Origin of the sequence: Bradyrhizobium sp. AUGA SZCCT0177 (assembly GCF_018130125.1) — a bacterium.
GTDB lineage: Bacteria > Pseudomonadota > Alphaproteobacteria > Rhizobiales > Xanthobacteraceae > Bradyrhizobium.
This window is the reverse complement of sequence record NZ_JAFCMA010000003.1, coordinates 62,051-76,526: the sequence shown is the minus strand read 5'-3', so window position 1 is coordinate 76,526 and position 14,476 is coordinate 62,051. Positions and strand designations below refer to the sequence as shown.

The window sequence follows — 14,476 nt, the reverse complement described above, 5'->3', positions numbered from 1 at the left end:
TTAAGTTTTTAAATTCTGATGACCGGTCTCAGGGGCGGGCCAAGGGCTGTGCTCGCCGTGATCTCGCTCAGCGGACTATTCGATCTGGTGGACCCAGCCCAGGAAGCGAGCAAACTCGGACCGTTGGCCATCGACCCTCGGTTTTGAAAGAATTTGGAATGCCCCCCGGTTACGGCGCATCTCGACAGCGCCCGCCTCAGAAGAAGCCAACGGCCAGGTCGCGTTCGAGGTGTATTGCTTGTAGTTCACGTTCGCTCCGATTTAATGTGATTTATCACATAGCACAGCAGAAACGACATCGGTAGCGTACAGCTACTGAAAATTTGACATGGTTAACGTAAAGGTAAGACGATTGGTAGAAATCTAACTGTTCGGCAAGCCGGCGTCGTACGCCACGACACAGCTCCAGTCAGTGCTAACCGAGGCTTTCGACGTGGATGAAGACTTGCTCACGCCAACATTGATACGCGCGGCAAGAGCTCTCCTTGGCTTCGATCAAGCGGCGCTTGCGGAAAGCTCCGGCATTTCAAGGAAGACAATCTCATTGATCGAAGTCGACGAGCGGGAAAAGCTCGATCCTCGCCGAAAGGAAGTCCTGATCAAACTACGCCGGCACCTGGAGAAAGATATGGATGTCGAGTTCACCTTCGCAAGCGGCAAGTCAGGTGAGGGCGTCAGGCTAAACCGCGCTCGGAAAAAATCTCCCAACAAGTCGCGCTGACGGCTTGCGCGCCCGCGCGGCGCTGGCCATCGGTCGCGGTGAGGAGAAAGCGCCCCAACTCCCTAGGGGATTCCCCGGCTTACGGACCCCCCGCAGACCGGCAAAGTAATATGCCATCAATCCCGGTGCCTTGCTTGGCGACGGACTCCTTGGCATTCGCGATCGCCTTCAGGTAGCGTTTGGGTTGAAAACCGGAGTGGATCATGGTCGATCTGGGCGGACCGAACTTCGTCGTTGTGACGCGCGAAATTCTCGGCAAGGCGCAAATTTCGGGAATCCAATTCACCGATTTGGCAGCGCGCCTGATCGTCGAGACCGTGAGATGCCTCAAGTACAAGAGGGCGCACGTCGACGAATTGTCGTCCACGTCCTTCGTGCTCACCACATTCCTCTACCTGCGTGCGACGAACGAGAAATCGAAGGAGTTGGACGATCTGAGAGCGGCGATGGCGTCTGCGGGATTGACCGAAGTCGACCTCGAGGAAATGTTGGACGGCTTCTTTTCCGAGCGCCCCCCATTACCGGCCGAAACGCCGGACGAATACGACCAGGAAGCCGGCTTCAACGTTACGCTCGGTCCGGGGTTTCGGCAGGTTCTCAGAGGTTCCCCTTCTGGCGAACCTCTTTCGGCAAATGCGCTACTTCGCTCGCTCTTGGAAGATAAGGACACCGGCATCTTCAAACGAGTGAGAGAACTTCAGGAAGCCAAGAAGGGCATGACTGTCCATTTCTCGGACGGCGGCGACGAGGCCTCCGTGGAGCTCGAACAGCCGCCGTCGGATCCGGTAGTGGATGCTCCGCGGCCGCCGGAGCCGGTCGCGGGTTCGCTCCCGGCGCGGCGCCACGTCAGGATGACGCGCGAAGCCAAGCTCGAAGAGTTAGCCCTCAACGTCGAAGACTACGCGAAGGCCCTTGCCACAATCCTGCGGGTATCGGAAGGGGAATTCAGCTTCGCATTGTTCGGCAAGTGGGGCAGTGGCAAGACGACGTTGTTGAGACCTCTGAAGCCGCTTTTGGAGGATCCGGCCGAGTATCGGAAGAACGTGGTGGTACCGAAAGGCGAAGCTTATGCCGATTTGCGCTACAGGGTCGTCGTTCATAACGCCTGGAAGTACAGGAGCCCACCGGAAGCCTGGGTATACCTGTACAAGAGTCTGGCGACCGCAGTCGCAGCTACTGCCGGTCCGCTGGAACGCTGGGCGATCGCCCTGCGCGTAGCCACCGATCGGAATGGATTCATAGCGCTGTTGGCCTCGCTTGTCGCTGTCGCGTTTGCTCTCGTTCCCATCCAGGCGAAATTGCAATTGCTCTCGCTGTTGTCTTCTGCGGTCGGTATCTCCGCGATCATATATCTCGCGGCGATCTGGATGGGCGCCAGCAGCAAGGTCAGGCAATTGTTTCATCGCAACCTTCGGCTGGTAGGTCGTGACGAGAACCTCGGGATGCTCGCCTTGATAGGGGACGACGTCCGCTCCCTCATGAAGGGATGGACGAAGGAGCGAGGTCCCTCGCTGACTTGGCGCAAGCTGACCGTTCCCATCGCTTGCGTCGCGCTCGTCGCGACAACGTGGGCGGTTGCCCTCTGGCGTGGTTCCCCGTTCGACCTGTCGACGATCGCGCGGTACCTGGGGCTTTCGTGGGAGGCCCCTTCAGGACACTCGTCCGTCGACGCGACGCATTGGCTGGTCCTCATGATCTGGACGGCATTCGCCCTGTTTCTGGTGATCCTTCCGAAATTTGCTCGGGAACGCAGGCCGGATAAGATTCTTCTGGTCGTTGACGATCTAGACCGCTGCACCCCGACCGAGATGTTGAGCGTCATCGAAAACGTCCGCCTCCTTCTGGACGACGACGAGATAAACAGCAGACTGCAGGTCTTGATGCTCGTCGACGAGGACGTGCTCAATCATGCCATCGCATCCCGCTATGAGACGATGATCGCGGATCGAGCCAAAGGATCGAGCGGCGCTCCGCTGGCGGACGTGAAGAATGACATCGTGTCGGAGCAGATCGAGAAGCTCTTCGCGTGCCATTTGCGGTTCTCCCATCTGTCGGACAAGAACGTCGAGGAACTGGTCACCAAGCTGGCCAGCTACGAGAACGAGCAACTCCGCAAGGAAAGCGAAGAACTACGTCGAGCCGAGACTGACAAGCTGATTAAGGAGGGGGAGCGCAACCTGCGCGAGGCAACCGAACAGGAGGCCTCCGCGCAAAGGCTCCATGATGACGTGGCGGCCGGCAAGCTGATACGCCGAATTGATGAAGATGGTCCGTCCATACGTCAGCCCCGTACGGCAGACAGGATGCGTATGGGCGATTACCGTCCGATGGGTCTCGAGGAGCAGCGACAGGCGAGATCGAAGAATGAACGCATCGATACGACCAATCGCGAAATCGCATCCATGACCGAGGAGCAAAGGCTGGCGCAGCGGCCGGACGCGATCAAAGCGTTGGAGAACGCGCGACAGAAGAAGGAAGTGTCCCAAAGGGATCTCGACGCTCTGGCGCGAAATCCAATCGAGCCTGCGCCGAAGCCTTCTGAAGCGCCCTTCGAAACGGGTGACGTGAGGTTCTCAGACGAAGAGGTCGAGAAGCTTCGCGGCTTCATGCCCTATTATTTCCGCGCAATGAAGCGACGACCGAGTCCTCGTTCGATAAAGGCCTTTCTATTCAAGCTGCAGCTTGCCCGATTGCTTATGCAGCTTCGCTACCCGAACCTTCAGGATGAAGGAGCGCGGATGGACGAGTTGTTGAAGGCATTTCAAACGGAGGCGGTCGCCTCTAGCGAAGAAGAGAGCAGGAGCGACTATGCCCTGATCGTGCGGCAAGTGCTCTAGCGATGATGACGGCGCATGTCCCGTTCGGCGATGGAGGTCCCAATCCGACGGAGCGTTGGGTCGTATCGGTTCGAAGATCCGACCTCCAATTCTCGAGCGAGCAGCTCGCTGTCCTCGGCGGCGTCAAATGACGTCTAGGGACGCTCGAACCGGCGGCGTCGCAACGAATAAGATGGAGGTATCATGATACTAAAAATCGTGGCGATCCGAACCTCGGAAACTCGTGGGCTCGATGGCCCCGCTGCGGCATTTTGGGCTGAAACCATCCGTGGACGCGGCAGTTAAGTCATTGGCAACGCGTTGACACTTACAGTTTCCACCTCCACATTGAGGTAGGTCGCCGATTCGAAGCTTGCAGTTGTACCCGCTTAGAGTTAAACGCCGTCGATCCAATCCAACGAAAGATCCGCAAATGCGCCGTCCGATTTTCCCTTGGGAAGCCTAAAGCCTAAGCTTTCGCTTCCAGCCGTACGACTTGTACAGTTCGAAATAACCCATCCCTTGATCGTTAGGTTCAGCCATCTTCGTGGCCTCGTCGATCAGACGTAGACCTTCATCGATCTCCCCATCTTCTCCAAAAACAATGAGGAAAGCGCCTTTCGTATCCAGGTGGGCGCTCGCCTCCATCTCTTCCGTAAATGGTTCGATTCTGGAAAGCAGATCTCGGACCTGGTCGCGCGCCGACGGGTCAATGCCGGGCCGCTCCAGATTCGTCTCGATGATGTAGTTGGCTAGATTGCACGCGAGAACGGCCGTCGGGGCGTTTATCGGATGGCCTCCGAAAAAGCTTTTGATCAGCCCGATTGCATCCGCGACCCTGTTGGTCTGGTGAAGCGCGGCAGCCCTCACAAAAATTCCGTGGATCTCATCCTTGTTCTCCGAGGACCATTTGTTTAACGCGTCATCGATCGTTCTGTCCAGAATTCTGTCCTCTCGGAATGAAGCGAGGAAGGTATAGAGCTTCAAACGCTCCATTGACGTGACGCCACTTTCTTCGAGTTCGCGGATCGATTTCAGTATTTCCCTCAGTTCTTCGTCGAGAGCGGGACACACAGCGAGACGCTCCGACCCCGACTTGATCCTGTCCAATACCGCGCGATAGGTTTTCCTCGCCGCTTCGACCACATCCTGTTCGTTCAACCTGGCCATCAGCTGCTGCCGAGCGGTCCGCGTCAGTGTTCGCATGAGGTCAACGCGAACTTGGATCGCATCGCGCAAAGTCTGACTTTGGACCTCGATGGCTTGCAGGCTGTCGCCGAAGCTTTCCATCAGTGTCTTTAGGCGTGGATCCAATTCGCCTGTAGGTTTGTATGTGAGGTCGTGCATCTTCGCACCCCATGCGTCGTGCAGCATGGTCTTTATCTGCAGCTCAATTCGCAACCCCGCCTTGTCGACCGCTTCCGACCGAATCTTGACATGCGTGGCGTGGTAGCCCTTTTCGCGATGCACCTTGGTAAGAGTTTCCCGACCCGTGTCGGCATCGCGATAGGGCTCCAGACTGAGGCCCCTAATCTTTGCCTCTAACTGAAACCTGTCCAGAAACATCTCAATCTGGTCAGGATAGTAGACGATCACTGTTGCTCCTACGATATCGATGATGTCCTCGACCTTGAACTTTGGGTTCTTTTGGACCGCTTCGTAATACTTCAGCACAATCTTGCCGGGTTCCTTAAATTCCTTTTGCACGCCCTGTTTGCGGGAGCGGGAGTAATGATCGGCAATGGTGGTCAATCTCGGGTCCTCGTCGATCTTCTCTATCGCCTCGGTTACAGCTTCTAGAAGTTCTAGATAGTTATCCCTGTTGTAAGTCATATGTCGCTCGACGGCGGCGCGGGCGGCCTCGAGTGTCGGTGCCACGTCTTTCGTGGTCGCGGGCAGCGTACTTACTTGGGAGGCTACCTCCACCACGCATGGGACGTCGGGCCATTTGGAAAAAAGTGCGTTGAGGAACGTGGATGATCCGTCCACGATGATTAGCTGCTTGCCTTCCCTTTTGATCGTTATGGGGGAGCGCTTTTTCGTTTTTCTGGCCGCGGCATCCGACATCAATCCGAACGCACTTACAATGCGCTCTTCGACAGCATGGGCCGCCAACAACTCGCCTGTCCTATAGGTTTCGTGTGGGCCCGACAGATCGAAGTAGAGAGAGTGTCCGTAGGGAAGCTTTTGCAATCGGCCGGTCACTTTTCGGCTCAGTCTTCTCTCGGCCCGCTTCCCGTTGACCCAAATCCTGAACTTCATCGACCACATCTCCGCAGCTTTCGAGAACCACAGGCGAGATTTCCGTCGCCATGCAACTCGTAGATACCCTAGGCCTCCGCTTGGTCGAAAGCCCGATCCGACCTGCGCTTGTCCAGTGAGACCCGATTTACCTAGTGAACCCCCTAGGAGTGCCCGGGGGCGTCCTGAGGCACTGTCGGCCGGGAAAAATCAATTCACGGACAGTAGTTATGAGTTTCTGGTCCGCCAACAAAACAGCCGCTACTCCGGATCCTGTCGGGACGGCTCGCGCCTCGATGAGGAAGCTATCGGAGCGCGGCGTGGAGATTCCCACACAGATATCCGCACCGATCATCGCGGTGCAGACCACCAACGGTCTGACGCAAGCAAGCCCGGAGACGCAGTCGCTTTTCTGGGCGGCCTACGGCGCGCTTAACTCCAAGATCAAGTCGCCGGAAGAGGCCAGGGGTTATTATCGGCGCTTCTTCTACGGGATCCTCACGGCACTGCTGTTGCTACAGCTGTACTTCTCGTCATTCGTAGCAGTGCAGAAGGGGTTGCTGGAAGTAAACAAGAGCATCGAGGCCGCGGACGTGATGCCGGCCGGGGCCGCTGCTGCGGCCGTCGCCGGCGGCACGGTACAGACCGCGGCACAGGCCGCGGCCCAAGCCAAGAATTCGGAGCTGGCCGGAAAGCAAGCCACGTACCTTCACGTCGCCGACTATCTAATGGGATTCCCGCGCAAGGTAGCGAGCTTCCTTGGCGTCATCGGACTGGGCACAAGCGAATACAAAGGAGAAAAGGACAGGCCCGAAGTCGTGGCTCAAGTCCAGCTTGAGCTCGCCACATCGTTCGTCGGTGGCTTCCTGCTGCCGGTGCTCTACGGAATGCTGGGCGCCATAGCATTCGTACTCAGGCGCCTCTCAGACGAGACCGTGGCCGGCGAGGAAACGTCTGCGCTGAAGAGAAAATATTCGTTGAGGGTCCCGATCGGCGCGTTGTCCGGCTTGGCAGCCGGGTGGCTGCTCCAGCCCTCGACCGGATCCGTTACCGCATCACTTTCCCCGTTCGCCCTTGCCTTCGTGGCCGGCTACAGCGCGGATCTCGTGTTCGCAGCGATGGATCGCATCGTGGGGGCGTTCACGACGCCGTCGCCGCTTCCGACGCCTCCGCCTGCTCCCGAGCTGCCATCTGCACCGCCCGAGCCCCCGGTCGACGACGGCACCCGGACCGACGAAGTGCAGCCCAACACGGCCAGCGAAGCGGCGCCTAACACTGCCGGCGGAGCGACAGCCGACACTGCCGGCGAAGCGCCGGTGCCGAGCCCGAGCGCAGAAGCCGCGACTCCGAGTTCAAGAGCTCAAGCCAATCAGGACGTGTAGCGGTTCCCCGAGGAGATGTTGTCATGAAAATAACTTTTGCTCAGGTTCAGTCCCTGGCGCCTTCGATGAAGGAGGAATATGCGGCCGCTTTTAGTTCGCCAACCGCCAACGACATCTTCTCAAAATACAAGATCGCCGCCAGCGGATTGAGATTGGCGCATTTCTTTGCGCAGATGCTTCAGGAAACAGGTGGTCTCAAGATCCAAATAGAAAGCCTGTATTATTCTCCATCGCGCCTGATGGCTGTATGGCCGCGTCGGTTTCCGACGTTGGAATTCGCACAGCAGTACGCGCACAATGAAGAGAAGTTGGGCAACTACGTCTATGGTGGTCGCCTCGGAAACGTCAATCCGGGGGACGGCTTCAAGTACCGTGGACGTGGATTGATCCAGATGACCGGCCGGGCCGCGTATGCCAAATTCGGTCACGACTTGGGCATCGACGATCTCGAAACGAATCCCGATCTCGCGTTCCATCACGACCACTGTCTCGAGATAGCCGCAGCGGAGTGGGGTGCGAGCGGCTATCACGGAAAGTCCTGCAACGAACTTGCGGATGATGACGATATCGTCGGCGTTACGTATGCGATCAATGGTGGCCAGACAGGGATTGACGATCGGCGCTTTTGGTTGAGCAAGACCAAGGCGGTTTGGACCAGGCCAACTCTTTCTCCGGCTCTCGATCAGATGTCCAGTCGCGCCAACGCCAATCTTGAGCTTGATCTGTCCGCAACCGAGTCCTCCCACGCGGCTGATCTGCTTGCGGTCGAGGCGGCGGCGCCGAGCGGCTTCGGCGCCCGCGCGGCGGCCGTCGCATTGGCCGAATGGCAAAGGTTCGGCGGGCAGACCTACGATATCGACGGAAACGCCACCCGGGTCGGGCACAAGGAAGGCGAGGATCCCTACTACAAGTACGTCGGCAAATATTGGAAGGACGGCGTCAACAACGATACGCTCACCGGTCTCGACCATAGCGTGCCGTGGTCGGCCGCGTTCATTTCATGGGTCATGCGCACTGCCGGCGCCGGGACCCGTTTCAGCTACAGCCCCCAGCACTCGGTCTACATTTTCCGTTCGATCAAGGACCTGCTGCAAGCTCGACCTCAAGCGAGCTACTATGGCTACCAGTTGCGGGAGTGGAAGCCACAAGTGGGGGATCTCGTCTGCTGGGCCAGACGAGAGGGGATCGATTATAACCATCAGAATGGCGGCGACTATCCCGGACATTGCGACGTCGTCGTCGAGGTCGGCGCCAATGAGGTACAGGTGGTCGGCGGCAACGTGGGCAACTCCGTCACGAAGCGGCCCATAGGGCTGAACGACGGCGGTTTCGTGCGCCCGACCAATCAGGGAGGGGAAAACCTGTTCGCCATAATGCGGTGCAGACTTTGAGGCACGTCGAAATGCCTTTAGGACGGCGTGGCGCGATCGGAATGCGAATATAATTTATGGAAACACTTGCAAACTGTCTGAAGCGCATATTCCCGAAACGCACCGAGGAGGAGCAACCGTACTACGCCTGGCCGGGCATAGACGGATCGAGAGGGGCGGATTACGCCACGCCGCCGATGATCCCGGCAGACGTCTTCGCGGCCGCAGGTTACGTGCTGCAGTACAGCGGGGCATATCACCACGTCATCGCAGATGTGCCGGGCAGGAGCGGGCGGGCCGCTCGGCAAATCAAAGTTGACGGCGATTTCATCAGCCGCGCGCGCAGGATATCTGCGGTGTGGCGTACGTTCACGCCGATATCGCACTTCTCCGCAAAAGATCCCAATGTGTTCGCGAAATGGCTCGCCACCGACGGTGAAGGACTCAAGGATCTTTACGAGGCTTGGAATGCCGTTTGGTCGGTCGCGGGACCCCGGAATGTTTTCGAGTTTATTCCGGCGAAGTCGGTTCCGCCCGACTGGTGGTGGGATGCCCTTCTACTCATGATGGCCGCGGACGAAGCCGCAAAGGATATGGGGTTCGTCCGGTACAAACCATCGGCCGAGGGCAATTCACAGCCGTGGTTCTTCGCTCCCGTCGAGCAGACATTCTTCGCTGCCGCGGCTCGCACGATGGAGCAGGCTGTCCAGTCCAAAGGGCCGACGCGCATGCCCTATCTGTCATACAGTCCCGTGAGCACCATCTCAGTTGCTTCTCCCGACGTAGTTGCAGTTCTACCGAAGGCCCGTACGACTGCGGTCGGTTGCACGCTGCGATCGATGTCCCACCATTTGGCCCTCTTGCCGCCGAGGGGCATCGCTCGGGCTGCGTGGACACCATACCTCTTTGCCGACGCGCCGCCGGACGAACGGCACATGAACCTGCTGCTTATTCCGTTTCCCTTCACCATACCCGCTTCCGCATTCGAACCTCAGCACGGGTATGCCGGGGAAGGTGGAAAACGATGGGCGTTCTTCGGTGTCGAGCAGACGTGGCTTCAGGATGTCACTAAAGACAAGCTGTTGGATTTCGTGAAGGCCCTTGCGGGCGAGGCGAAATCCGAGGCGGACGCGATCCATGGCATAGTTTTCCCCGAATTGGCCCTCGACGAGGGCACTTGGGATCATCTCAGAAGCGAACTTCCGGAGGCGCTGCCTGAGTTGGAGCTATTCGTGGCCGGCGTATCCGGCGACGGGGATCGAGAGGGAAATTTTGTTCGCGTGGCGGTCTTCCAGCGATCCAACGGCAGCGGCGGAAGCGACGACACTGCGGAGCGAGTGGGCTTCTGGTCGACCCGCGAAAAGCATCACAGATGGACGCTGGATAGAGATGAAGTGTTGGCCTACGGCCTAGAGGGAAGATTGAGCCCATCGATATCCTGGGCCGAAGATATCGACCTCTTGAGCCGGCGCGTTGATTTTGCGGTAATTAGACAATCCTCCGTCATCTCGGCCATGATCTGCGAGGACCTCGCAAGGGTCGATCCCTGTCAGGAACTGATAAGAGCCATCGGGCCGAGCATCGTCTTCGCACTTCTTATGGACGCCCCCCAATTGAAGGCGCGTTGGCCGGCGAGGTACGCCACCATCCTGGCGGAGGACCCGGGGTCTGCGGTGCTCACGCTGACTTCCCGCGGGCTCATGACGCGCCAACATCGCATCGGCAAGCATCCCTCAAAGAAGCCGGACGACCGCATAATTGCGCTTTGGCGCGATGACGACCGGACGGACCCTATCGAGATCGCCTGCCCGATGAACTGTCACGCGGTCCGTCTCACCCTATCAGGGGTACCGGTGGTCGACCGTACTTTAGACGGGCGGGAGGACAGAAGCGCTGTTGCCTGGCGCTACGCGAACCATGCGCCGGTGTGTCTAAAGGACGTCACCAGCAAATATTCGGACGTACTCGGCCAGGACGATCTTGCACTGCAAGCGGCAAATCGGACAGCATGACGCAGGTCACGGTGAGGTTGTATTCCGGGGATATAACCTAAAGGCGCCGCAAATCGCGGGTATACGAGGGGTACGCAACGGAACCTTAGAACTTGAAAAATACACTAGGAATGACAATATATTAGATGACCAAAGGGTTAATTAGATGATGTTCGTCGCCCGCAAAATCATTGAACAGCTCGTTGAGCACCAGAAGCAGGTTGCGGCCTCGCCCGAGGTGGTGGCCGGCGAGGCCATGCCCGGCTATCGGAGCTATGTGTCGGCCATGCGGGAGCAGGCGGCGCCCCCTCCGCAAGAGCCTGGCGGTTCGACCGGCCAGAACACCCGTCGCGGCGCCGCTGAGTAGTCAGGGCTTCAAGATAACGCTTCTGAACGACTGTTCGGTGCGGGGAGCGTCCTTGCATTCGCCGCCGCCGACCGGAAATGTTCCGTCGTCGCTCAATATCTGAACCTCTCCCGTTTCCGAGATCGCGAACATGGCCTCCGGAGAGAGGCCCTTCAAGGAAGTATCGACAAGCTCAAGATCTTCCCCGGTCTCTTTTCCGGACCAGCGAAACAGCTTGAAGTCTCCTTTGCCATCGATCGGCCCCGCGACAATCAAATAAGTGCTTCCTACACGCTCGATGCTTCGTATGCCTCGACCCTTCAAATCCAGTTCGATGGGATTTCCGAAGCTGGCTTCCGCCTTCTCACGGACTTTCGGGTTCTCATCGATTAATTCTGTCGGGTTCAAGAGCGGAATAATAAGTGCCTTGTTGCCGGGTACAGGGTTGCGAAAGCCGATATAAAGCTTGCCGCCGCCTCCATCGGCGAGGCCTTCGATGTTGAGAGCGCCGAAAGTCTTGGGAGGTTTGGTCGCAGCCTCGCCCAGCTTGTAATGGGTAAGTTTGGCAAGGTTCTCGACCAACTTGGAATAGGATTTTCCGACCGGACGAACGGTAGGCGGTGAGGATCCCGGCACCACCTCGGTTGCAAAGAACCGGCGCCGACGATCCTGAACCTTTCCTTCGCTATTCGTCCCGTGCGAGGAAATCCAGAAGATGGTGTTGCCGACGCGTGCAGCCCCCTCTAAGTCTGATTCCTTGTCCGGCTTGGTGTCCAAGAACTTGGACAGGTCCACTTGTGAGACGGAGGAGGGTTGTCCTCTCCGGTACACGCGCAGCACGTTCATCTCGTCATCGGCTACGACGAAGTGATCCGCGTCCAAGGCCACGGACGCAGAAGCATCGCACATCTCGCGATAAGTGGTGATAGTGGGATCCGCCGCGGTTGCCGGTCCGCACAGGAGGCTCGTCGCCGCGCAGATCGCGTAAGTGAGCGCATTCTTCATGCTGGAACTCCTGCCGCATCGTGAGAGCGTTCAAAGCTTATAATTGAGTGCGACCAGGTACTGCCGCTGCTTGATCAGGGTATCCTTGTCGAGACCGTCGGTATAGCTGACAGAAATCGACGCGGCGCCGTCAGGCGTAATGTTGAACCCGACCTCGGCCCCCCACAACAAAGCTTCTATGCCGCGATTGAACTCGCGGTGATAGTTCACCGTGATATCGGCATAGAATCGACCGACCAGGTCAGGGAACAAGGATTCTCCGAAGGGGTCGTATACGCTCCTGTCCGGGAAAGGAGTCAGATGGAGACGGGCGACCGCCCCGGTCCACACGTAATCGCCGCGCGTGAGGGCGGTAGCGCCGACGACATCGACCCTCTTTACGTCGGCTTCCGCCCGCAATTGCCAAAACCAGTCGAGATATTTCGTGGCGGGTGCTCCGATCGTGCCACCCAGTCGTACGTTCGGTGCGAACGGCTCCCAAGCTGCGGTCATGCCGTAGATTCTTGCTTCTCCCCGGAAGTCGGTTTGCGCGTAGGGACTTGCGATCAAATATTGCAGATCGAAGAACGGACCTCCCGCAATGGCCGCTTGCGCGTCAAAGCCGGCCTTCAGAGCGCTCCTTTCGTTCCTTGTTCTGGGCGAATTGATGATCCCTTGAGCATCGGTCCAAACCGCTACGGTGGTTCCGAACAAGGAGGGGACGCTGAAATCATGCCTTGCGTATGGATCGTCCGGAAGGCCGGTGAAACATGGGCTCATGGGATCGTTCTGCGAGATCACGTAAGAGACACGTCCGTTGATGGTGGCGGACTTGGAGCGATCCAAATCGTCATGTGTGAAGCTCGCAGAAGCGCCTTTCGCCTTGGATTTCGGCACGAAGCCGGTAATGAAGGTCCCTTCCCTGTATTGGTAGGTGTCGAGGCGGTCTCTCCGTACGAATAGCCGCTGCTGATTTTCGCAACCTCCTTTTGGGGGCTTTACTGCTGCGGGGACCGCAGGAGGCGGACGCGACGACGCGACCTTGTCGATGTCCGCGATCTTCCGGTTCTTGAAGAACAGAACGTCGTTGGCCACAGAACGGGAGCGGTCCGAGAAGCTGGTCGCGCTATCGGCCCTGAGTCGCTCTGTCTCCGCCGGGTCGAGCCTGCCGTTGAGATTCACATCGTACTTCGCAAGTATCGGATCTTGAACGTGGAGCCGCCACACAAGGGCTTCGGTCTCGTCAAGGATGCCGTCCTTGTTCTTGTCGTATCTGACCGCAGACAACGTCTCCGCCGCTCCGACCGACGGCGACAGAATAGCGATCGCAAGCGCTGTGGAGACGGCGAACCTCATGTTCAACTCCCTAGCTCACGTGCCAGCCGAAGTGCTCGTACGTCAAAACGGCCGAATCGATCAAATTGCCGAACGACTGGATGTCACGCAAGCCGATCGCGACGTCCGGCTTCGACGACCACGGAAATTGGACACCGTGAAAAAGCGCGCTCTTCCACGCCGGAACGTAGGTCGAGCTTATCTTGTTGATGTTGACCCAGAGGATCTTGCGTGCCGTGGAGGGGTCCATTCCCTGGAAGAAGGCGTCGATCGCCGTATTCGGATCGATCGCGTGCGGGCCTTTAGGGTTATGGCTGTGGTCGAAATACCACTCAAGACGATGATAGATCTCGTCCCGCGATATGAACGAACCGGCCATCCCCGCGAAATCGGCGGTCGTTGCCGGTTTCTGCTTCTTGGCCGGCTTGCCTTTCTTTTCCTTCGCCACGCGCTCCCCCGCCAATCGGTTTCGATTCACGGAAGGAGAGGCTCAAAACGGAGGCAAGTATACTAGGGAACATCCGGGGGCGGGACCATGCCGCGCGCGACTTCGGCTTGGCGCCGTTTGACGCAATTTTGAAGCGGGCCTTAGGGATTCTCCCAGTACACCGCGACGTCTCGATTTGCTCCGATGTGGCACCGTTCATTGGAGCGACAACCCATGATCGAAACGTTCTCCATAGCGACCGCGCATCATTTCCAGGATGCCTTGGCGTCCCAGGCCCGGCTGAGATACGAGGTCTTCGTCAAGAGAAGAAAGCTGGATCACTCGTCGTGGGGAGGCCTGGAGTTTGATGAGTTCGATACGCCGGCCGCAACATATCTCGTTTGGCGCGACGGACAGCGGGTGGTGAGGGGCGTGGCGCGGTTGCTGCGCACTACTGGCCCCTACATGCTGCGCAGCTATTGGCCAAATCTCGTCGAGCGTGGCGATCTTCCTTCCTCGTCGAGGATCTTCGAAGTTACGCGCGTGTGCGTTGACAAAACGGTCGAGCCAATTATCCGGCGTACGATCTTTCCGGAACTTTTGTGCGGCATTCAAGAGTTCCTGCATCGAAACGACGGTATCGGTATGATCGGCGTCACGCGCGAACATTTGCTCGCCCACTTCATTCAAACGGGGATCGAATGGTTAGGGCCCGCACATCTCGTCGAAGGGGAGATGGAACGTGCCTTTCTCGTGCCGACGCCGAACATTCGGCCGGCCTGGCATTGCCAAAAGTTCGGAATTGGAAGTGTTGTTCTGGCTCCCGATCCGGATATGTCCGCCGAAAGGCACGCCGCATGAGC

At 58.2% G+C, this 14,476-nt stretch carries 12 protein-coding genes; 7 read left to right on the top strand and 5 right to left on the bottom strand.

Annotated features, from left to right (window positions below; translation table 11 throughout):
• Positions 1-75 precede the first annotated feature (75 nt).
• Positions 76-249, bottom strand: coding sequence for a hypothetical protein (locus JQ597_RS04510; RefSeq protein ID WP_212263047.1), 174 nt, complete (start codon positions 247-249; stop codon positions 76-78).
• Positions 250-433: 184 nt separating this feature from the next.
• Here JQ597_RS04510 and JQ597_RS04505 point away from each other — a divergent pair, with 184 nt between their 5' ends.
• Positions 434-721, top strand: coding sequence for a helix-turn-helix transcriptional regulator (locus JQ597_RS04505; RefSeq protein WP_212263046.1), 288 nt, complete (start codon positions 434-436; stop codon positions 719-721).
• 203 nt (positions 722-924) lie between these two features.
• A complete protein-coding gene (locus JQ597_RS04500; RefSeq protein WP_212263045.1) occupies positions 925-3,558 on the top strand; it encodes a P-loop NTPase fold protein in 2,634 nt (877 codons plus the stop codon).
• A 441-nt stretch (positions 3,559-3,999) separates the two neighbouring features.
• On the opposite strand, the gene JQ597_RS04495 is transcribed toward JQ597_RS04500, so the two are convergent.
• Positions 4,000-5,799 (bottom strand): RelA/SpoT domain-containing protein, encoded by a 1,800-nt coding sequence (locus JQ597_RS04495; RefSeq protein WP_212263044.1) that lies wholly within the window; start codon positions 5,797-5,799, stop codon positions 4,000-4,002.
• Positions 5,800-6,098: 299 nt separating this feature from the next.
• On the opposite strand from JQ597_RS04495, the gene JQ597_RS04490 reads away from it, so the two are divergent.
• The 4 genes from JQ597_RS04490 to JQ597_RS04475 all read left to right on the top strand — a co-directional run bounded on the left by JQ597_RS04490 (position 6,099) and on the right by JQ597_RS04475 (position 10,888).
• Positions 6,099-7,160 carry a hypothetical protein gene (locus JQ597_RS04490; RefSeq protein WP_212263043.1) on the top strand — a complete coding sequence of 354 codons (1,062 nt, stop codon included), beginning with the start codon at positions 6,099-6,101 and terminating at the stop codon, positions 7,158-7,160.
• A gap of 23 nt (positions 7,161-7,183) precedes the next feature.
• The gene (locus JQ597_RS04485; protein ID WP_212263042.1) at positions 7,184-8,551 is read left to right on the top strand and encodes a DUF2272 domain-containing protein; all 1,368 of its coding nucleotides are present in this window, start codon (positions 7,184-7,186) and stop codon (positions 8,549-8,551) included.
• A gap of 56 nt (positions 8,552-8,607) precedes the next feature.
• Positions 8,608-10,542 (top strand): hypothetical protein, encoded by a 1,935-nt coding sequence (locus tag JQ597_RS04480; protein ID WP_212263041.1) that lies wholly within the window; start codon positions 8,608-8,610, stop codon positions 10,540-10,542.
• A gap of 145 nt (positions 10,543-10,687) precedes the next feature.
• On the top strand, positions 10,688-10,888 hold the full coding sequence (locus JQ597_RS04475) for a hypothetical protein (protein WP_212263040.1): 201 nt from the start codon (positions 10,688-10,690) through the stop codon (positions 10,886-10,888).
• Here the strand turns inward: JQ597_RS04475 and JQ597_RS04470 are convergent, their stop codons facing one another.
• The 3 genes from JQ597_RS04470 to JQ597_RS04460 are packed head-to-tail and all read right to left on the bottom strand — an operon-like array spanning position 10,889 to position 13,634.
• Positions 10,889-11,872: a DUF3616 domain-containing protein gene (locus JQ597_RS04470; RefSeq protein ID WP_212263039.1), complete on the bottom strand. Its 984-nt coding sequence runs from the start codon at positions 11,870-11,872 to the stop codon at positions 10,889-10,891.
• A 30-nt stretch (positions 11,873-11,902) separates the two neighbouring features.
• On the bottom strand, positions 11,903-13,207 hold the full coding sequence (locus tag JQ597_RS04465; protein ID WP_212263038.1) for a hypothetical protein: 1,305 nt from the start codon (positions 13,205-13,207) through the stop codon (positions 11,903-11,905).
• 10 nt (positions 13,208-13,217) lie between these two features.
• Positions 13,218-13,634: a hypothetical protein gene (locus tag JQ597_RS04460; protein ID WP_212263037.1), complete on the bottom strand. Its 417-nt coding sequence runs from the start codon at positions 13,632-13,634 to the stop codon at positions 13,218-13,220.
• 213 nt (positions 13,635-13,847) lie between these two features.
• Here JQ597_RS04460 and JQ597_RS04455 point away from each other — a divergent pair, with 213 nt between their 5' ends.
• Positions 13,848-14,474, top strand: coding sequence for an acyl-homoserine-lactone synthase (locus tag JQ597_RS04455; protein ID WP_212263036.1), 627 nt, complete (start codon positions 13,848-13,850; stop codon positions 14,472-14,474).
• The last annotated feature ends 2 nt before the right edge of the window (positions 14,475-14,476 follow it).